The sequence below is a fragment of the Sphingobacterium thalpophilum genome (assembly GCF_901482695.1).
GTDB classification, from domain to species: Bacteria; Bacteroidota; Bacteroidia; order Sphingobacteriales; family Sphingobacteriaceae; genus Sphingobacterium; species Sphingobacterium thalpophilum.
The window spans coordinates 3,546,033-3,567,924 of the sequence record NZ_LR590484.1; the positions used below are offsets into that span (position 1 = coordinate 3,546,033).

Sequence of the window (21,892 nt, forward strand, 5' to 3'; positions counted from 1 at the left end):
TTTTTTCCTCTATCACCTTTTATACACTATTTATTTGACAATGTTCCGGATATACTTGTTCTGTACGCTTTGATCGCCGGAATCAACGCTGCCAGTATGCCAATGATGCACGCAACAAGCAAAAATACCAATTCTTTTGGATGAAGCCTAAAAGCTTCGATAAAGTCGGCGCTCTGGCTTGTCTGGTTGCTGATGTAATACAGGGCAAGATGAGCGAGTATTAAGCCTACTAGTCCACCGACAATAGTGATTACGAGTCCTTCCAGCAATACGATGGTGAATAGTTTTGCTTTAGAAGCGCCGAGTGTGCGCATGATTGCCAGGTCATACTTGCGTTGTTTCAAAGCGTTGTAGAGGTTGATAAATACGCTCAGCCCTGCGATCAGCATGATGACATAGGCGAGAATTGCCAAAGAATCTATGCCTACGCCTAGCAGCGAAAATAAGCGGGTGCTTTCCATGGCAGGAGAAGCAGACTGCATGTCTGTTTGCTGATCGATCATTTTGGGCAATATACCTATTGCTGCAGGGGATTGATACTTGACCAATATGGCGGTAATTTCGAGACCATTTTGGGTAATCATATCCGCCCCGATCGATTTAACAAAGGTGCCTTCATCTTCATGATCGTGATCATGGTCATGATGGGCATGGTTGTGATCGTCATGACCTTGGGTGGCAGGTGAAGTGGTCGTTTCCGGTAAGTCTTCGCCATGGTGATGCAGATGTGCTTTCACGGTCTCTTCCCGGTCCTCCTGACGTTCGCGCTGTTCCCGTTCCGCAGCAGTTTCGTGTTCGGCGTGGTCGTGGCCGATGCCATGCACGTCCCAGACGCTTTCCAGATTGGTCAATATCAGGTTGTCGGTGACATTGTTGTTTTGTTGGAGGATCCCGACAATTGTAAAAGGGTGCTCGTCATGGCTATGACCATCTTTGCTGAGCCCATGGGAGCTGTTGATTTTATCACCGATTTTGAGCTGTTGTTTTTTGGCGACCTGGGCGCCGATAACTACCTCAAAATTCTTTTGCCAGAGTCGTCCCTCCTTTACTTTAGTTTCATAGATCACCAGAAAGCTGGAATCGGTCCCCACAATGCGATGCCCCTTAAAGTTGTCCCCTAAAGACAAAGGGACAGCGAGGCGTACAAGAGGGTTGTCACGTAGTGGCTCCAGCTGGTCCAAGGGAATATTTCCGGTAGGATTGTCGATGTGGTACACGCTGGACAAAATCAGCTGTAGCGGACTACCTTTGGCGCCTATTACTAAATCTATATTTTTACTGTTGTTGTCAAGCTGCTTTTCAAACGTGTCGCCGGTAATGGACAGGACTGCAAGGATGGAAATGCCAAACGCTGTGAGTAAGATACTCAGGAAGACAGATCCAAACTGTCTACTTAGATTTTTCCAGACCAGTTGTATTGTGTTCATAACGAATTCTAAAAACTAAGAGGATAATGAATAAATAAAGTAAACCGGTTATGCCAAAAGGTACATTTTAGAGAACCTTTCTTTGATCCGTTTATCGTGTGTTGTGATTAACAGGGTCGATCCAGCTGTATCGGCGATATGTAGAAGTAGTTCCAGTACCCGGTTGGTATTATTGTCATCGAGGGCGGCCGTCGGTTCGTCGGCGATCAGCAATGCAGGCTTGTTAATAACGCTACGCGCGATCGCAGCCCGTTGCAGCTGTCCACGGCTTAGTTCATTGGGGTAGGCCTCGGTTTTATGCTCCAGCTGTAGCTGCTGCAGTACTAGATGAATTTGTTGCACATCAACTTTCTCCCCCGCCAGAGATTGCGCCAGTTTGATGTTCTCCACTAAGGTTAAGTTTTTGAGCAGATGAGCTTCCTGAAATATAAATCCGATATAACGCGATCGGAAGTGATCCAATTTACTATTAGAGAGCTCGGCAAGGTTCTGACTATTTATCTTTACTGTGCCGGTTTCAGGCCGGGACAAGCCAGCTAATATATTGAGCAAGGTGGTTTTACCAGTTCCTGAATCCCCCAGCAATAGCGTATGTTCGCCTTTTTCGATATGAATGTCAGGAAATACAATGCTTTTGGCTTTGTGATACCGGAATGATAGCTGTTCAGTAGATACGATTGGATTGCTCATACACCTCAGAATTGAAAATATATTCAAACTTAGAGAAATTGCTTTGCATATGCAATAATATTGCAACAATAGATCAATCTTGTTACAGCGGGGAAAGCCGCTAAGGGGTAATATTCCGCCAAAATACAAAAAACGGAAACGACTTTTTGGCGGGATTTTATCCCGTATTATTATTGAAATATAATAAGTATTCTTTCAAAAACGGCTTTTGGCGTTCATAGGGGCATATTTGAGACGGTCCAGCTACCGAGGTTGACTTTAAGGAGAAAGTGCATCGCATTCGAGTAAAATTAAATTACATCAGAAAGTTTTTACAAAGCCTCGAAGGAAACGTGCGTCGCATTGGAGTAAGGGTAAACTACCTCGTGAAGTTTTTGCCAAGCCTGAAGGGAAAAGTGCGCTGCATTGGAGTAAGGGTAAACTACCTCGTGAAGTTTTTGCCAAGCCTGAAGGGAAAAGTGCACCGCATTGGAGTAAGGGTAATTTACGTCATGAAGTTTTTGCCAAGCCTGAAGGGAAAAGTACGCTGCATTGGAGTAAGGGTAAACTATATCAGCAAGTTTTTGTGAAGCCTTAAAGAAAAAGCTACTTCAGTACAGATAGAAAGTCATCATCAGAACACAACATGAGCACAATGTTAATAACTTTTGAGCTTAATAATTTTATTACACTGCTTTAATGTGCAGTAGTTAATAAGGCTGAAATACCGGTCTAATAGTGTTTAAAGTACATTTTTTATTTGAATTGTGATACTGTGGGTGGAGCCGTAACATTAAGTTAACAAGTGGTTTACGTAATGGTAATTCGTTGTTAATGTTAATATAATATTCTGGGGATAGCTTTGCAGAAACAAAAAGCAAAATAAATTGGAATCACAATTACAACTCAAAAGAATCGCTGCTGTCATTACTCTAGCGGTAGCTGCGTCAACAAGTGTTTATGCACAAGGTAGTGGAAAGGTGACAGGTAAAGTTACAAACGTCAAGACGGGGGAGACTATTGCAGGGGTGACAGTAAAAGTACTTGGCACTTCGCGAGTGGGAAGTTCGGATGTAACAGGTAATTACAATATTCCAGCAGTACCCGCAGGAAAGTATACCTTAGAATTTAGCTACTTGGGGTTTGCAACAAAGCAGATTACTGATGTAGAGATTAAAGATAAGGATATAACGAATTTAGATGTGGTTCTTGATAACTCTGAGGGTAAGCTTTTGGACCAGGTTGTTATCACCGGAACATTTAAAAAAGAATCTATAGGTGCACTTTATGCACAGCAAAAGAATAGCGCTCGAATTTCTAGTGGTATTTCTACGGAACAAATAAAAAGAAGTCCAGATAGAAATACATCAGAGGCAATCAAACGTGTAAGCGGTGCTAGTATACAAGATAACAAATATGTCATCGTAAGAGGTTTAAGTGACCGATATAATTCAGCAATGTTGAACAATGCGGTTTTGCCCAATACAGAAGTTGACAAAAGAGCATTCTCATTTGATATTATTCCTTCAAATCTGATTGAATCTATTATTATTAATAAAACAGCCACACCAGATATTCCAGCTGATTTTTCTGGGGGTGTGGTGCAAGTAAATACAAAGGATTTTCCAGATAAAAATTTCTTTGACGCGGCAATAGGAACATCATACAATACGCAATCCACGTTTAAGGATTTTACATCAGCAAAAAGAGCCGGTAGTGAAGCATTTGGATTTGCTAGTAGTGACCGTCAAATTCCTAAAGGTTTTCCTTCGACAAAAGATTTTCAATCTTTAGAGAATAATTCAAATGAAATTTTTGAATATTCTAAACTGTTCAAAAACAATTGGGGATATGAAACAAAAAAATCAACTTTGACACCAAATCTTCAGTTTAACTATGGTTCTACAAAGAACTTTAAAGACGATTCGAAATTTGGAGCTATCCTATCTTTGACCTACCGCTATGATCAACGGAAACGGGAAGCAGATCAAAACGCTTATGTGGGTCAGTCATTACCGGAAGTCTTCCATGATGACCAATATAGTTTTAATACTAACCTAGGGGCGTTGGCTAATTTTGCATACTCTTGGAAAACAAATAAGATTTCCTTTAAAAATTTATATAATCGTATCCTAGAGAATCAATTTACTTACCGCCAAGGAACGGATGATTCCGGAAGTGAGTTCTATCGCACAGGAGATTACTTATTGCAACGTTCAATTTTGACCAATCAATTGTCAGGGGAACACATCCTTTCCTCAAAAAGCAATCTGAAAATAGATTGGTCATTAAATTATGGACGAACTGATAGAGATGAGCCTGGTTACAAACGTATGGAGTACTCGAAAGATGGAATTGCCGCAATTTCAGCGACAAGTTCTGCCACAGCCGATAGAGCGGGTAATTTCAACTCTACGATGACAGAAAATTCTTATGGTGGAGCCTTAAACTTTACCCTGCCAATTCGTTTATTTTCTGAAAATGACAAATTGAAAGCAGGATATTTCAATCAGCTCCGGGATAGAAATTTTAATGCAAGGGTAATTGGTTTTATTAGAAATGGAAATTTTGATGCAAATCTGTTGAAATTACCTCAGGATAAGATTTTTGATCAAGCTAATATTCGCCCAGATGGATTCATACTGAATGAAATTACAAACGGTGGGGATCATTATGACGCAAAAGCATTTTTAAATGCGGGTTATTTAATGTATGATGGATTCGTGATGGAAAAACTGAGAGTGATCACAGGAGCACGTTTGGAATCATATAATTTAAAACTAAATAGTGAAGATAATGGCAATCCGGTAGGAGTTGATACAACTACAATTTCGTTGTTGCCATCTTTAAATTTAATCTACAATTTGGATGAAAAGCAAAGTCTTCGTTTTGCAGCTTCACAAACAGTAGGAAGACAGGAGTTTAGAGAGATGGCTCCATTTCCTTTCTATGATTTTAACAAAAATATGAACGTTCGTGGAAATCCCAATTTGAAACAATCCAAAACGTCGAATTTTGATTTGGGATATGCATATTATCCAACAGCTGGCGAGGTTTTGTCCATAGGTGCATTTTATAAATATTTTGAAAATCCAATCGAACAGTCTTTACAATTAGGCAACTCTGGACGTTCTTTTAACTACACCAATTCAAAATCTGCGGATGTGTTTGGGATCGAAGCTGAAGTTAGGAAAAACTTAAAATTTATTGACGAGCGCTTGGATAATTTCGTAATCAGTGCCAATGGTTCATACATCTATTCGAAGGTTATTGTGCCAACAACGGTGAATTCAACAGGTAAGCGCAAATTACAAGGACAATCACCATACTTAATCAATGCGGGATTATCTTATACCACTAAGGATCCTAATACTACGGCAATCACTTTACTTTATAACAGAGTTGGACCGAGAATATGGGCAATCGGAAATGCTGAGGATCCAGATATTTATGAGTACTCTAGAAATATTCTTGACTTGCAAGTCGCCAAGAAATTTGCGAATGCTAGAGCCGAGGTAAAATTGAATTATAGTGATATATTGAATAATAAAGCTTATTTCTATCAAAAACCAAAAGGTGCCGATCCAAATGCTGCATTTAATAAGGACACAGACAATATTAATAGAATGGAACAATATGGGTCGACAATCTCATTAACACTTTCATATAAGTTCTGGTAGGTCTTTGTTAATTCATAAATATTTAACATCGGGTTAATCATTGGGTAAAATTAAAATATTCTTTTTGTACAAATAAAACATGAAAATGAAAACGAATTTAAACTTAAATCTTTTGGCTGTTTTAGCTGCAGGTTTGACTGTATTTGTAAGCTGTAGTAAAAGTGATCCAGCAGTAATTGAACCTCCTGTGAAACCAGGTGATTCGAATGAATCTCTTGCTGACGCTTTTTTTGATAAAGTTGCTTATAAAGGGGCATTTGGTACAACAGATTGGACAGCGGGCTGGGTAAACTATGAACCAAATAAAACAGCATATTCTGCTGCTACAGAGGAATTGTCGGGCGAAATTTCTGCAGATAAGACTTTAGATGCATCAAAAACATATTTATTGAAGGGTTTTGTTTACGTAAAAAGTGGTGTAACGCTAACAATTCCAGCAGGAACTGTAATTAGAGGAGATAAAAATACTAAAGCGACTTTAGTTATTACAATGGGTGGCAGGATCAATGCAGAGGGCACTGCGGCGAAACCGATTGTGTTTACATCCAACCAACCGGCGGGTACAAGAGCTCCCGGTGACTGGGGAGGATTGATTATTTTGGGTAAGGCTACTAATAATATCCCGGGTGGTACAGGTATAATTGAAGGGGGACTGACTGCACCTTATGGAAATCACGGTGGTACTATTGCTGATGATAACTCAGGTGTACTTAAATATGTTCGTGTTGAATTTCCAGGGATTGCTTATACAACAAATAATGAAATCAATGGTATTACTTTTGGATCTGTAGGATCTAAAACAACAGTTGATTATGTTCAAGTAGCCTATTCTGGTGATGATTCATTCGAGTGGTTTGGTGGTACGGTGAATGCAAAACACCTCGTATCAACTGCAAATATAGACGATATTTTTGATTTTGATAATGGGTATTCTGGTAAACTTCAATACTTAGTTGGTATTCGAGATCCTAAACTTGCGGATCAAGCTGGTCAATCCAACGGCATTGAATCGGATAACTCCGAAAAAGTATTTGGTTCGTCACCAAGAACACGTCCTGTAATTTCAAATATGACTTTGATAGGTCCAGGAAATACGGATGTTGATGCAAAACACGAATACGCTAACTTGTGGAGAAGAGGTAGTAAAATGGTGTTAGCGAATTCAATCTTTATAAATATGCGCTATGGCATTGATATTCGCGATAAGGAAACTAGTGATGCATTGACAGATAAAACGTCTTTAATCAAAAACAATATTTATCAAGCTTTCACGGCTGATAAAACAATCGTTGCAGGAGATAAAGCTAAAAACACCGCATCTTTCGAAAATGCAGATTTATTAAAAGCTTATTTGACTGAAAATAACAATAAATTCTTGGACGAAGCTGCTGCTAAGAACCTTTTGGTTGGTCCTTACAGTTTAACCTCTCCAAACTTCCTCTTGAAGTCAGGATCTGAGGCTGCTACTGGCGCTTCTTTCTAAAAAAATATTTAAGAACCTAAAGGCCCACATTCCAGTGGGCTTTTTTTTGAACTTTATAATTATGAGAAGAAAAAAAAATAACTGTAATACAGTTGTAGCCAATTTTAGACGACTAATGCCGTTATTAGCTTTATTTGTATGTTTATCATGTTCAAAAAATGATAAGCTTGAAAACTCAAAGGAAATAACAGAAGAAACCACCGTACGAAAAACAAAAGCCAACGCTGTTACAGACCCAAACGAACAAAATGCTAATAAGAATTGGAAATGGGACGATCCTAATTTGACAAAGGTAAATTTGTATTTTAAACCCAAAATTAATGGTCAACCAAGTCCGTCTATAGAAAGGCCGTTACCTTGGAACACTTTTGGTAATCCGTTAAATAATTCTGATAAAGACTATCGTTCCGAATTAGGGTGGGTGTTATATTTGAAGGATTTTGGTACACCGGATCGTCCCGCACAGGCTCCATTTTTCGCACTATATAATATTTATTCTGGAGTATTAAGATTTTTTGTATACAATTATAGAGTACAAGATCTCAATGAAGGGTCGAAAACTCACTATATAGCAAAGCTCAGCTATGCAATTCCTGATCAACATAATGGAATGCTAAGCTTTTCTGCTCCACCTGATCAATTTATTATCGACAAAGAAGATAGAGATTTATCTTTAGTCAGTGTTACCAGAAAAAATGCGAGTGACGTATGGATGAACTTTGATTTTGTAATGGCGAAACCATCCCCGTATAAGAATAGTACTAATTTGGTACTCAGTGTATTTGGAGTGAATGAGACTGAATTGAACTTGGGGTCGGACTTCTCGACTTTAACGGCTAAATCTTCAATCGGTGGGGCTGGAAAGTCTGGTTCTGATTTTGCTAAATTTATAAATGGAGGGGTAGAATATACAACATCTGGAGGAGCTTTAGTGGAATCAATAAATAAATTAAAAGAATCTTTCCCCGATGTTAAAGCAAAGGTTGCTAGATCAACCAAGGCAGAAAGTAATTTGGAAACGTCGCGACTTCGCGCAGCAATACCCATTGCAACTGTAGCAGCAGGAATTGGCGTAATTAAAGGATTATTTGGTTTTGTGAAATCATTTGTCGGAGGTTCAAAATCTGCTACCAATACACAGACATCTTTACAATACAACGGTATCGTTAAAACAACGGGAACAGCCAACCTCACAAATAATCTCTATAATATTCAATTTTATACAGGTAACAATAGTCTTTCACCATCGTATTATGTTCCATTATATGACTATACAATCGGGTTAATACCTGTTTTCGAATCAGAAAATGGAATTAATTCTAATTGGGCTCTACATCTAAAATATGATGAGATTCTCTATCAGTGTCATAATGGGTGGCCATACGAGCCTGTAAGACAAGGACAATTTAGCATTCAAGAACAGTCGATTTTTCCAATTTTATCTCACTTTACAAATGATGAAGTAAGTGATTTAGTCAATCGTGTTCGATTGGATAGTGTGAAATTGACTTTGTTAAATCGTAGAGATTTCGGAGATGGCTATGCTAATTCATTTAATTATATGCCATATAAAGTTTTTGATAAGTATGAGCCATATAATGAAGGGATTACTGTCAATAGTGTTAATTCTGGATGGCGAAAATTCTTTCCATATTATCAACAGTCGCCCTCTTCTATTTTCTATATTAAGAAGTTTTATCACGATCAATACGCCAATAATACTGGATATTATTCAAACGGTTTTACGACGGATCAGAAATTTAGGCCGGCAATAGGTATATATATAAAATTTACGATTACTGATCCAAAGTATCCCAACAACGAATCAAGAGAAAGAGTGATCTTTAAAGTTGTGGATACGGAGTTCAAGGGAGGTTCCCGAGATTATCCCGGAAAATCGGGGTGTCCAGTTGTTGATTATAATAATTAGCAGACTATAAATATATAGACTAATTCAATATTAGCCTATATATTCTAAAAATAAATTTTATATGAAAATCCTGCCACGTGCAGGATTTTTTGTATTCGATTCCAATATTTCGTTCTACAGCCAATTAAAACGTAAACTTATGATCGGATGGTAAATATTCCGATTTGTTAGATCTTATTAATAAATTATAGTTATTGCACCGTCCATGTTGTAGCTATTTTTGAACCTCTTATGAGCCGTGGTTTACCTTGGCTCATAATGGTACACAATCTGGTAGGTTTGCGTTTTAAGCTCATCTGATAATTGACCGATAGCCAGGCTCTGCGCCTGTGGAGTAGGTTCGCATACAGAATAGTACTTACCATTGTATAAAATGGCATCGCCAACCGACTGCTCAAATTGGACGGCCATTGTGATATGGGTGGGGTAAAGAAGCGTAATCATAGGTAGATTGTAAATCTCTTTAACTAAATAAAAGAACAAAGCTGCCCGGTCATCGCAATCACTATATGTATTCAATAAAGTTTGTTCGGGAGAAAGGCGTTTTTCCTTTCCAAAGTTCTCTTCGTCATTTTCATATAAAAATGCATAGCGGGTAAATCGCATCAAATAATCTACTCCATCCTTCTCACTCTTTCCTTTCAAATTTTCCTTTAGTGCTGGGATTAAGGACTGATAGGTCTCCTTGCTCAGAGGGATGTTAAAATACGTTTCAAAATCTACTCCGGGATAGTTTTTAAATAGATCACTGATATCATTATTCAGCTTAATGTTAAAATGATAGGCTTTATGTCCGTCATTAAAGGCGATTTGCTTCTCTATATAATTGGCGGGCACAAAATCGGGTAGCTTTGTGATTTTATAGCTGAAGTCGTTAGTTGCCTCAGGCACTTTGATTTTGACTGGGACATAGGTATCGGTTCGCTGAAATAGTTTTCCATAGTCATGGAAATTCAAACAGGTATATTTTTTACCGTCGATCTCAAAGAAGGGGATGTCCGAGATATCCTCATTATTTTGAATAAAGAATATGATCTGACTATTGCCAACGGCCAGACGTGCGTCATAACCTGATTTGCACATAAGAAACCACTTATACAAAGTATAACGTGCATAGTTTTCTGCTTTAGGAGCAATCTGTTGAGCTGTGCGCCGGATGAGCTGATAATACACCCAGTCATTCAGATGCTGTTTGTCTTTATAGTCCAAGAGACTATTAACTAAATTATAATAATCTGTCTGTTCGACCGTCTGGTAAAACTGTTGCACATGAGCAATTGTTAAACTGTCATCGAACGGAATATTAAAATTAACTGGGACAGTAACAGAGACTTTCCCATCGTAAAAATCGAACTCATACTGCTGCGCCTTAAGCAGCTGCGGACTGTAACTCAACCACACTAGAAGGGTCAAAAACGCAATATGGATCCGATTGATAGTCAATTCTTAACAATTTAATAACATTAGTGTAATATAAATTTAATAATTGTCTGGCAATTATTAAAGTATTTGGTACAAATGTTTGTGTTTATTTGATATGAAATGACCTGATATTGATAGGTGTTATTGTCCTTGGTAAGCTCATAGCTGCAAATGGATAAAAACGGATACTGAACAAAGGAGGGAGCTTTATATGAGAAATGCCTTCCAATATGAATCGTAAAGCCCAGTGTAGAGAACTGGGCTGTTTGGCGTTTCAAATTAATATGTCACTTTGGGTTTGCCATTTTCGCAAACTACACCTTTAGCAGGCTTGTCATTTCGGGATGGGCAGTCGGAGCTTTTGATCAGCAACCTTTTTGCGTGATATAGCTGGTTATATTGTTCCATCATATTTCCAAACTCTGCAAAATTCTTTGTCTCGGTCATCAATATCGGAACGAACTCACAATCTTTGCGTATGGTAACAACGCCCCATTTACTGGCGTCGGTGCAAGGCACATCATCAAAAAATGTGGTGATCTGGCTAAATAGATCATGCAGACGCTGGTTAATTTCTTCAAGTTCCAGATCTGTGGCCCGGGCGACTTTGACATGGCCGGTAAGGCATCGCAAACCAAAATGGGGCGGAAGAGGTCCCGGATCGTTAAGTATAGGGGGGCCTTTATAAACTTTCTGAGCCCTCGCTTGTAGCTCCCTTGCTTCGGCAAGCAATTGCTTGTACTCTTTCTCAAAACTAGGATGTACGGCCGCGTAGGTATAGTACAATGTATCAATATACCATTCCTTCAGATCACTGCAAGGGCGGCTTGTGGCTAATTTTATGGCTTCCTGGATTTTAAGATCGGCAAGCCTGCTGAGTTCGTCATAATTGTCTTCTTTTTTGCAGCCGGAAAATAATAAAGCGCTCAACAAGAGGGTGTAAAATAGGGCTATTCTTTTTTTCATAATTTGGTGTTAAATCTTTCCAACCTGGATAACGTTAAATATCAGCTCCATGCTACAACCATTTGGACAGTACGTATTGTTTGCTGCTCACAGCTGTTACAAATTGATATACTTTCATTTGTTAGTTGAATTTGCTTTCGTTTTTGAAGTATTGTTTCTTTTTCCTTCTCCCGATACGATGTTTAGTATTAATTTAAAACATTATTAACAATATAATAATAAGCTTTTTGAAGCATTATATAAGCTAGTTGTTAGTTTTACAGCGTTTTAATTTTAAAAAGATAACCTGTATTAGCTTATGTCTATTATTTCTAATTCTTTCAGATTAACCGTTATTAACTTTTTTTTATTTCATTTTTTGTTTTAAAATATTTGTTTTGTTTGTTTTTTAAATTATATTCGATCTAACATTAGAACCAATTGTAGATTCATTTAACCGACGTCATTATGAAAAAATTCAATCAATTGACAATTCCTTTGTTATCGTTGCTTTTTTTTTCTCACTGTAAAGAAGATGCTGCAACAAAGCAAAGTGGGCATGATCCCGGCAAACCAATCGTGCTTTCTTCTTTCTACCCAACAGAAGGGGGGGCGAAAGATAAAATCTTACTGGACGGTGAAAATTTTGGAACCGATCCGAGTAAAATCAAAGTGTATTTTAATAATGCGCGGGCGGCAGTAATCTCCTCCAGTGGAGAGCGCATCTATGCTATTGTGCCGCGATTACCGGGTGACAATCCTAAAATTTCCGTGGTTATCGGTCAAGATTCCGTAGTCTACGACAAGTCATTTACCTATCATATCCAGGCTCAGGTAAGCACGGTGACAGGAACTGGAGACAAGAATTTTTTGGCGGGGACACTCGATCAGGCGCATGTTTATGGCAAATACCTGGATATGGACGCGCAGGGCAATTTATTTATGACCTGGCGTGATGGCGGTTCTTATGGTATCGCACGTATCAATGAGAAAGAAAACATTGTAACGCCATTATACTCTGCCACCTCAAATCCCAATCCCTATGCCAATGGCGTTACTGTGGACCGAGAGACAGGCATCATGACCGTTTCGCACGAGTCCGTTGCAGAGGTATTTTTCTCATTCGATCCGAGAGAAGCCTGGACGCTGCGGCAGCGCAATGCGCAGTTCTCTGCCGCTGATTACGGTTCTATTGTGCAGGCGGATCGCTATGCAAACTTCGTCACATTCTGCCCTTATGACGGCCATCTCTATACGCGCTTCCGTGATGGTAAGGTCGCTAAAATAAACCCGATCACCTATGCGGCAACCATTGTGCATCAGGGACCATATGGTTCGCAGTATGGACAGGCGATCAATCCGGCCAAACCCTGGGAACTTTATATCACGCTACATTCCAACGCCAGTCCCAATACATTCGCGCAGGGCATATCTGTGCTGGATCTGCGTGATCCTAACGGTACTGGCGGGTTTAAACGTATCAATGCACCCGGAGGTTCGGGATTTAGGGATGGGCCGGTCAAAGATGCCATATTCAACTATCCCAAAGATATCAAATTTGACAAGCAGGGTAATATGTTTATTGCCGATTATGGGAATCACTGTATCCGTATGTTGTCTGCAGACGGTATCGTTTCCACAGTCGCTGGACAGCCTACAAAAGCTGGGTATAAAGATGGCGGACCTGTAGAATCTCAATTTAACCAGCCCTGGGGAGTGGCGGTTAACGACCAGGGGGATATATACATAGCCGACTGGAACAACGCCCGTATCCGTAAACTAGTTATCGAATAATTAACCTATTACACTATCATGAAGATCATTCATTTTTTGTGCATACTACCGATCTATTTCTTTTTTTCGGTCACGTTTGCACAGCAGACGCAAGAACAGCTCACGGTTGCGGGGACTGTTGTTGATGAAAAAGGACAGCCGATATCCAAGGTGTCTATTTATGTCAAGGATAAACCCACTGGTGCGACTTCAACAGATGAAAACGGCAAATTCAGCATCCAGGCTGTGTACGGGGATAGGCTGGTGTTTACCAGTGTGGGATATGAAACGGCAGAACACTTGGTCATTGAATCCATAACCGGCTTACAGATAAAACTGCTGGATAAAAGTACGAATATAGATGAGGTGGTGGTCGTTGGGCTTGGTGCCAAACAACGAAAAATAAGCTCTGTGGGCGCCATCACCACAGTAGATGTCAAACAGTTACAAAGCCCTGCGCCTTCTATCGCCAACTTACTGGGCGGACGTGCAGCGGGTGTTATTTCGATGCAGACATCCGGGGAACCCGGTGCAAATATTGCAGACTTCTGGGTGCGTGGCATCGGTACCTTCGGAGCCAATGCGAAAGCGTTGGTCCTTATCGACGGTCTTGAAGGGGATCTGAATACCATCGACCCTGCGGATGTGGAGAGTTTCTCGATCCTGAAAGATGCTTCGGCAACAGCGGTATACGGTGTCAGAGGAGCGAACGGGGTGGTGCTGGTGACCACAAAACGCGGTACGGTGGACCGTATACAGATTACGGGCCGTGTCAATTCAACCATGTCCCACTTAAGCCGATTGCCAAAATACCTTCGTGCCTATGATTACGCCCTGCTTGCGAATGAAGCCTCTATCGTAAGGGGAAGTGAACCCTTATATAATGATACTGAACTGGGAATAATAAAAAATAATCTGGATCCCGATATGTATCCGGATGTCAGCTGGCAGGATGAAATATTGAATAAAAACTTTTGGCGCCAGAGTTATTATGCGTCCGGCCGGGGCGGATCTGAAGTTGCCCGTTATTTCCTGAGCCTAGGGGGCAACACGGAAACGGCTGCCTACAAAGTGGATAAAAACTCTATTTACAGTTCCAACGTGGGATACAATACCTATAACTATCGCGTCAATCTGGATATCAACCTGACAAAGACGACCAAAGTCTTCCTAGGATCGGATGGTTTTCTTTCCGATAGAAAAGAACCGGGGATCGCAGATACAGACTATATCTGGAAAACCCAGTCGACCTTAACTCCGGTATCTATACCGATCCAGTATTCAAACGGACTTTTGCCCGGAATAGGCAGTGGAGAACGTTCGTCTCCGTACGTCATGATAAACCGCACCGGTCGCTATAATCAGCAAATTTATAAAGGGAAAATAACGCTTGCACTAGATCAGGATTTAAAAAGTCTGGTCGAAGGGCTCAAAGTACGTGCACAGGGTGCCTACGATATTCATAGTTATTTCGCGGAACGCAGATGGCTGCAGCCTGCGCTATATGAAGCTACAGGCCGTAATTTGGACGGTTCACTCATCATGGCGCAAAAAGTACAGGAACGGCCTGCTGACTATGCCAAAGGCTTGAGGCAGTACCGCAAATATTTCTTTGAGTCCAGTTTAAATTATGACAAAAAATTTGGAGAAGACCACCGAACTTCGGCGTTGATCTATTATTACCTGAGTGATGCCAAAGACACCGATGATGCCACAAACAACCTGACGGCAATCCCTGTACGGTATCAGGGGGTGTCCAGCCGATTCACATACGGATACAAAGATACGTATTTGCTAGATGCCAACTTCGGCTATACAGGTTCGGAAAACTTCCAGCCGGGCCGTCAATATGGCTTCTTCCCGTCGATTGCATTGGGTTGGGTGCCAACGGGCTACAAGTTTGTGCAGGAAGCAGCGCCGTGGCTGGACTACTTCAAAATCAGGGCGTCCTACGGTACAGTCGGTAACGACCGCATCATCAATGCAGTACGCTTTCCCTATCTGACAAAAGCTGACATTTATAGAAGTGATGTCTGGGGTGTCGGTGGAATTGAAACGATTACCGAAACCCGTATTGGAGCCGACAATCTGGCCTGGGAGCGAGCGATCAAATCCAATCTGGGAATCGAAGGAAAATTGTTTAATAACAAGATCGATTTTGTAATTGATTTTTTCGAGGATCAGCGCAATGGTATTTTCCAGCCCCGTGTACAGGTGCCAGATTATGTAGGCGTGATTTCCAATCCCTATGCCAACGTCGGGCGTATGAAAAGCTCTGGAGCAGATGGCAATATTACCTACACCACCAAGATCAACAACGATATGACCTTGACGCTCCGGGGGAATTTTACGTATTCCAAAAATGTGGTGCAAAATTGGGAACAGGCTTACTTGGAGTATCCTTATCTGGAGTATAATGGCTACCCCTATAACTCCATCCGTGGCTACCAGGCACTGGGTTTATTCAAAGACGAGGACGATATCAAATACAGCCCTACCCAGAGCTTTGGAGCCGTTTTGCCGGGTGACATCAAATACAAAGATGTCAATGGTGACGGGGTGATCAATACCTTGGACAAAGTGCCTCTCACGCATAGCAATTATCCCTTGACCATGTTTGGTTTCGGCGGAGAGTTTCGGTACAAAAACCTGTCTTTGGGCGTGCTCTTCAAAGGGACAGGTAAGACCTCCTTCTTCTATGTAGGTCAGCCGATGAACTATAAAGGTGTCGTGGAAAATACAGGGATGGGTTATATGCCTTTCTTTGCCGGAACACAGGGCAATTTAATTTCTTTGGTAAATGACCCCAAAAATCGGTGGATCCCAAGAGACTATGCTCTGGAACACGGTATCGATCTGTCTCTGGCAGAAAATCCGAACGCCCGTTTCCCACGGCTGCAGTATGGAAATAACAGCAACAACAGCCAACTATCCACCTTCTGGCAGGGGGATGCCAAATATATCCGCCTACAGGAGCTGACCGTGAGCTATAACGTTAGTCCAAACTTTCTTAAACAGGTCGGTATAAAATCCATGGATCTTCAATTTGTTGGAAACAATTTATATATCTGGGATAACGTGAAGATTTTTGATCCGGAACAAGCGGCATGGGGCGGACGTAAATATCCTATTCCAACAACTTATTCGTTACAGGCTTATATCAATTTTTAGTAGAACAGATATCAATTATAGACATGAAAACGTCAACGATCATAAAAAGGATAACGAAAACTGGACTAGTTTTGATGCTGTTAATTACAGCAATATCCTGTAAAGACTATCTGAATATCGACACTTATTTTGACGACGAATTCAATATTGATTCGGCGTACAGCAACAAGCGGTATATCGAGGCTTACATGTGGGGAGCAGCTGCGCTGTTTCCGGATGAATCCAATACAATCCGTAGCAATTACACCCCCGGGCCTATGGCAACCGATGAGGCCATCAATGGTCTGACAGGTGCTGGCACAACCAATATTTATTACGGGATGGACTTTGTGACGGGCAACATCACGCCGGATTTTTACGGCGGCCTTAACCAGTGGGGTACATACTATAAGATTATCCGCAAAGCCAATAATGTGTTAAAAAATATCGATAAACCCAGAGATATGACCTACGCCGACCGTAATCGTATTGAAGGATATACCCGTTTTATACGAGCCTATGCCTACTATAATCTTATTATAGATTTCGGGCCGCCAATTCTGCTGGGTGACGAGATCGTGAATACAAATGAGACCATAGAATATTATGATCGCCCCAGAGCGACCTACGACGAAGCAATGGAGTATATCTGTGAGGAGTTCGAAAAGGCTGCGGTACAGTTACCGGTAGATGTGGGGTTACTGGATTTTGGAAAGCCCACTAAAGGTGCTGCATATGCTTTGATTGCCCGTCTACGTTTGATCCATGCCAGCCCGCTGTTTAATGGTGGACCGGTAGCGAGTTCGTATTTTGGCAACTGGACCCGCAGGACTGACGGCGTTCACTATGTCTCACAGCAATATGATGAAAAACGCTGGGCCGTAGCGGCAGCCGCCGCCAAGCGCGTCATGGATATGGGAAAATATAAATTATATACAGTCCCTGCAGATGAAAGAACGCCGGAATTACCTGCCGGTGTCACTACAGATCCCAATTTTTACGGCAGCTATCCGAATGGTGCAAAAGGTATCGATGCCTTTAGGTCCTACTCTGACGTGTTTACAGGAGAGGCCGTGGCCTCGATTAACCCTGAGTATATCTGGGGTAGAAATACGACCTATCTGAACACGAATTTAAATCAGGGGGCATTCCCGCCAACGCTGGGCGGCTGGGGACGTTTCTCCGTGACACAGAAGGTCGTGGACGCCTACCTAATGGACGATGGTCGTACGAAAGAAGAAGCCCGGGGGGATACTTATTTCGAAACGGTTGCTGACCTTCCGGCGGGAGGCACGTTCAATGATCTTTTTACGACTCAGCCTCGTAACTTTTCTGGGTATCCGTTAAATGCGGGTATATTTAAGATGTATGCCAATCGTGAGATGCGTTTTTATGCTTCGGTCGGATTTAACGGAGCCGTATGGCAGGCCCTGTCCAGCACCACACTTAATAATCATACGGCCAAATACTTTTATCAGGAACCTGATGGCCGCGGCGGGGTGTCGGCCTCTTCACCCAACTATCCGCTGACTGGATATGTAATCAAAAAATGGAACCACGCCTTCGATGCGCTTACTGGTACCGGTGCCCGGATGATGCCCAAAGCCTATCCCATCATCCGCTATGCGGAAATGTTGTTGTCGTATGCTGAGGCTCTAAATAACCTTACCGGTAGCCATACTGTGCAACTGGGCGACAAAAGCTATACCCTGAGCCGCGATCAGAACGAGATCAGCACTTCGTTTAACGCGGTCCGTTACCGTGCTGGCTTGCCGGGCTTGTCATCCGCTCAGCTTGCAAGCAAAGCCGCCGTTCAGAAGCAGATCGAACGTGAGCGTATGGTTGAGTTTTTATGGGAAAACAGGCGCTTTTATGATGTGCGCCGCTGGGGAATGTATGAGGAAACTGAGCGTGAGCCTATCCGTGGCATGAATCCCGATGGCGCAAATAGCGAGACTTTTTATAAAAGAGTGTCGCCGGGTACTTCATCGTTCTTAACTCGTCAGGTGGACAAAAAGCTGATCTGGGTACCCATACCAAGAGCCGAGATGCGAAGATTGCCTTCGCTGGACCAGAACCCGGGATATAATTAGGAGTAAGCAACAGAAAGAAAATACAAAGGTCTTCCGGCAGCTGATTGACGGCGGACCATAATGAAATAGATATGAAACGAAGTCTTATAGCAGTACTTGCACTCTCGGCTGTACTCTATTCCTGTAAGGATAACGAAGTGTTCGAAAAGGAAATGTATAAAAACGAGGTAGCGCTGATCAGCTCTGATTATCACAATACGTTTAAAGAAGTTGTGCAGCTGACGGGCGAAGAAGTTATCGGATATGTCGCAGCATCATCGGGAGGGACACATCCGCCTACCAAAGATCTGGTCATCGGATTAGAAGAAGATGCCGCGCCATTGGCAAAATATAATTTTGCAGTTTATGACAATGCAGAAGAACTGTATGCCAAATTACTTCCTAAAGAAAAGTATGAGATCATGGACAATAAGATTGTGATCAAGGCAGGGCAGCTTACTGGGCGTACGATGATCAAGCTGCGTCCAGACGGACTGTCGCCAGATTCCACTTATTTTATCGGGCTGAAGGCAACAAGTCCTTCCGGTGTCGAGATCAAACCCAAGAAAAGTACCATGTTGTACCAAGTCATTATCGAGAATATGTATGCATCACAAGCTCAGAATACTATGTATTCCATGGTGGGCTTTGCCAATGGTCTGGCAACTGCAGCAAACAAACAGCTGTTTCCCCTGACCCGTAACAGCGTGCGTATGGTTGCCGGAAACGAAACTTTTGTCTCCAAAGTTCCCGATATCGAAAAGAATTGCCTGATACTCGAAATGGACGAATTTAACAATGTAAAAATAAAGCCTTACAAAAATATACAGGTGGTGCAATTGGACAATGACCCCATGTACCCCAATAAATTTAAGGTGGAAGAAGCATTTGGTATGCGAACCAACGTGTTTTTATTATCTTATCAGTACACCATTGGTAATGTCACAACGATTATGAAGGAGCGGGTTGAAATGCAGGTTAAATAAAATGATGAAATCCATGAACAGAAATAATTATTACAAACTGGATACACTTCCAAAATCAATATATGTGCTCTGTCTTAGCTTCATGATGCTATTTGCCTCATGTAAAGACGATATGGAGATGGAGGGTTCTTTTGCTTTGAAAGATAACCCCTCGAAGTTGGAAGCTGCGGCGGCCGGTTCATCCGCGACTTATACCGTGCAGGCAAGTGGGAGCTGGAAAGTGGAGCCGCTGCGGAAAGAAAACTGGGTTAAAATTGATCCGATGGAGGGAAACGGCAATGGAACTTTTACGGTTACCGTCAATAGAAATACCAATCCCGAATTACGCTCGCTGACGTTATTTTTCACGCTTAATGGAAAGTTGCAAAATAGCGTGCTAAAAATAGAGCAGGCAGGTGCCACTGACCAAGAGCAGGAGAAAGATCCTTATCTAAAAATCGACGGTCTCTCTGACCGCCTGGAAGTTGTCGAAGCAGGAATAACAGGACAGTATGTCCTCCGTTCTACCGGCAGGTGGAAAGTTCTCATCGAGGATGAGTCTAACTGGGTAGACGTCTCTCCCCGGGAGGGGGAAGGAGATACTCCTATAACCATTGCTGTTGATAAAAATACCGATATAGAACGTACAGCAAATCTGCATTTATTTTTAAACGACGTACAGCAACCTTCACCTCTTGTTGTTCATCAGAAAGGCGTGAAGCTGCAGGAAGTCGGAGATGTTGTTCTACGGGAAGATTTTAACTGGTTAACGTATGGAAGCGAAGTTTTTAATGCCACTTCCGGCGAGACGCGGATTGCCCTATGGACTCCTGATGAACTGGCGAAAGGGTGGACAAGTACGCCAAATCCCACTGAAGGCGGGGGAAGCTATGCTTCGATTTATGCGCGGCCGGGGTTTATAAAATTAGGCCGTACAAATTATGGTGGTGACCTCATCTCGCCTAAGCTCGAGAACGTACAGCGTACAAAAAACCTGTTGGTGACGTTTAAAGCTGTACGCTATGCTGTTAATGACCATCATCTGCTGAGTGTGGGGGTAAAAGGCCCCGGGACTGTCAGTGTAGGCCAGTTTAATGTAATGAATGTACCTGCGACCAACTCCAGCTTGGAGTCGTGCCGGGCCGCATGGCAGGCGCCGGAAGCGACCTATTCTTTCGTCGTCACAGGGGCTACCGCTGAGACTCAGCTGTGGTTTCTCGGTGGTGCCTTTGACCAGCGTGCTGGCAACTGGCCTGCTACCGTTAACCGTATTTTTATAGACGATATTGTCGTTACCGTAACCAAATAATTGCATTAGCCCATGCATGTCTACCTCCTAAGTAGCTGCATGGGCTGCATACAAAGACCAATATGCTGTAGACTGGCCGTTTTGTACATCGAGGTTCTAATAAGTGATTTTGGGCTTGCCATTTTCACAAACCACACCTTTAGCAGGTTTGTCATTTGTCGTACTGCAATTTAAGCTTTTGTCCAGTATTCTTTTTGCGTTGTCCAAGTGCTTATATTGCTCTGCCATATTTCCAAACTCAGCGAAGTTTTCTTTGTCGGTATACAGTATAGAGATAAATTCACAGTCTTTACGAAAGGTAGTGATGTGCCATTTACTTGGATCGTTGCAGGGAACGTCATCAAAAAAAGTCTGCAGTTTTGGGAGTAGATCCGCCAGGCGTTGATTGATTTCTGATAATTCTAAATCTCTAGCTGAAGCAACTTTCAGTTTACCGGCAATGCATCGTATCCCATAATGAGGAGGAAGATAATTGGGGGCTACACTTGTGTCGTAAACGATAGGTCCCTTATATACTTTTCGTGCTCTCTCCTTGAGATCAGCGGCTTCGGCAATTAATTTATTATAGGCTTGCTCGATGCTCGGGTGTACGGGTACATAGGTGTAATAAAGTGTGTCAATACGGCATTCTTTCAGATCACTGCAGGAAAGATTTTCAGTTAGTTTAACGGCCTGCTCGATTTTATCCGCTGCTAGACTCGTGAGTTCCTCATAGCTGTCTTCTTTTTTACAGCCTACAAATAAAAATGTACTAAATAAAAAAGTGTAAAATAGGTGTGTTAGGTGCTTCATAAAATTTGTTTTTTTAAGTTAACTATCGCTATGAACAAGCTGCTGCATCTAAGGTGTCCCGATGCAGGGATGTATTGTTTTTTTTATTATCAAAAAATAAATGTTTCCGAATGATCTTTTAAACTGCTAAAAATAGCAGTTTAAAATGACTTTGTCTAGAACACTTTGGTGTAGTATTCTTGCGCATCATTGTATATAAAAAACTTTTCAATTACCTGACCATAAAAAGTATAGGCGCTGCTGTTTTTATGTCAGAAAATGAGATTATACTGCAA

General features: G+C 41.7%; 13 protein-coding genes. 8 read left to right on the top strand and 5 right to left on the bottom strand.

The annotated features are described in order from the left end of the window. Positions 1-26: 26 nt before the first annotated feature. Positions 27-1,427 carry an ABC transporter permease gene (locus tag FGL37_RS14650; protein ID WP_028069828.1) on the bottom strand — a complete coding sequence of 467 codons (1,401 nt, stop codon included), beginning with the start codon at positions 1,425-1,427 and terminating at the stop codon, positions 27-29. Between the two features lie 48 nt (positions 1,428-1,475). Further along, positions 1,476-2,117 (bottom strand): ABC transporter ATP-binding protein, encoded by a 642-nt coding sequence (locus FGL37_RS14655; RefSeq protein ID WP_037533170.1) that lies wholly within the window; start codon positions 2,115-2,117, stop codon positions 1,476-1,478. Between the two features lie 866 nt (positions 2,118-2,983). On the opposite strand from FGL37_RS14655, the gene FGL37_RS14660 reads away from it, so the two are divergent. The 3 genes from FGL37_RS14660 to FGL37_RS14670 all read left to right on the top strand — a co-directional run bounded on the left by FGL37_RS14660 (position 2,984) and on the right by FGL37_RS14670 (position 9,189). Then, a complete protein-coding gene (locus FGL37_RS14660; RefSeq protein WP_051606830.1) occupies positions 2,984-5,776 on the top strand; it encodes a TonB-dependent receptor in 2,793 nt (930 codons plus the stop codon). An 85-nt stretch (positions 5,777-5,861) separates the two neighbouring features. Then, entirely contained in the window at positions 5,862-7,259 is a 1,398-nt protein-coding gene (locus FGL37_RS14665) for a beta-helix domain-containing protein (RefSeq protein ID WP_138096880.1), read from the top strand. A 61-nt stretch (positions 7,260-7,320) separates the two neighbouring features. Further along, positions 7,321-9,189, top strand: coding sequence for a hypothetical protein (locus FGL37_RS14670; RefSeq protein ID WP_028069831.1), 1,869 nt, complete (start codon positions 7,321-7,323; stop codon positions 9,187-9,189). A gap of 243 nt (positions 9,190-9,432) precedes the next feature. On the opposite strand, the gene FGL37_RS14675 is transcribed toward FGL37_RS14670, so the two are convergent. Beyond that, entirely contained in the window at positions 9,433-10,632 is a 1,200-nt protein-coding gene (locus tag FGL37_RS14675) for a hypothetical protein (RefSeq protein ID WP_232048706.1), read from the bottom strand. Positions 10,633-10,890: 258 nt separating this feature from the next. Beyond that, positions 10,891-11,577 (bottom strand): hypothetical protein, encoded by a 687-nt coding sequence (locus FGL37_RS14680; RefSeq protein WP_028069833.1) that lies wholly within the window; start codon positions 11,575-11,577, stop codon positions 10,891-10,893. Between the two features lie 447 nt (positions 11,578-12,024). Here FGL37_RS14680 and FGL37_RS14685 point away from each other — a divergent pair, with 447 nt between their 5' ends. The 5 genes from FGL37_RS14685 (at position 12,025) to FGL37_RS14705 (ending at position 20,825) form a co-directional block, all read left to right on the top strand. Beyond that, complete coding sequence (locus FGL37_RS14685; protein WP_028069834.1) at positions 12,025-13,350, top strand: IPT/TIG domain-containing protein; 1,326 nt, start codon at positions 12,025-12,027, stop codon at positions 13,348-13,350. An 18-nt stretch (positions 13,351-13,368) separates the two neighbouring features. Further along, positions 13,369-16,500 carry a SusC/RagA family TonB-linked outer membrane protein gene (locus FGL37_RS14690; protein WP_028069835.1) on the top strand — a complete coding sequence of 1,044 codons (3,132 nt, stop codon included), beginning with the start codon at positions 13,369-13,371 and terminating at the stop codon, positions 16,498-16,500. 74 nt (positions 16,501-16,574) lie between these two features. Further along, the gene (locus FGL37_RS14695) at positions 16,575-18,572 is read left to right on the top strand and encodes a RagB/SusD family nutrient uptake outer membrane protein (RefSeq protein WP_232048707.1); all 1,998 of its coding nucleotides are present in this window, start codon (positions 16,575-16,577) and stop codon (positions 18,570-18,572) included. A gap of 71 nt (positions 18,573-18,643) precedes the next feature. Beyond that, positions 18,644-19,537, top strand: coding sequence for a DUF1735 domain-containing protein (locus FGL37_RS14700; protein WP_028069837.1), 894 nt, complete (start codon positions 18,644-18,646; stop codon positions 19,535-19,537). 13 nt (positions 19,538-19,550) lie between these two features. Then, the gene (locus FGL37_RS14705; protein WP_232048708.1) at positions 19,551-20,825 is read left to right on the top strand and encodes a BACON domain-containing protein; all 1,275 of its coding nucleotides are present in this window, start codon (positions 19,551-19,553) and stop codon (positions 20,823-20,825) included. Between the two features lie 96 nt (positions 20,826-20,921). Here the strand turns inward: FGL37_RS14705 and FGL37_RS14710 are convergent, their stop codons facing one another. Next, positions 20,922-21,617, bottom strand: coding sequence for a hypothetical protein (locus FGL37_RS14710; protein ID WP_028069839.1), 696 nt, complete (start codon positions 21,615-21,617; stop codon positions 20,922-20,924). Positions 21,618-21,892: the final 275 nt, after the last annotated feature.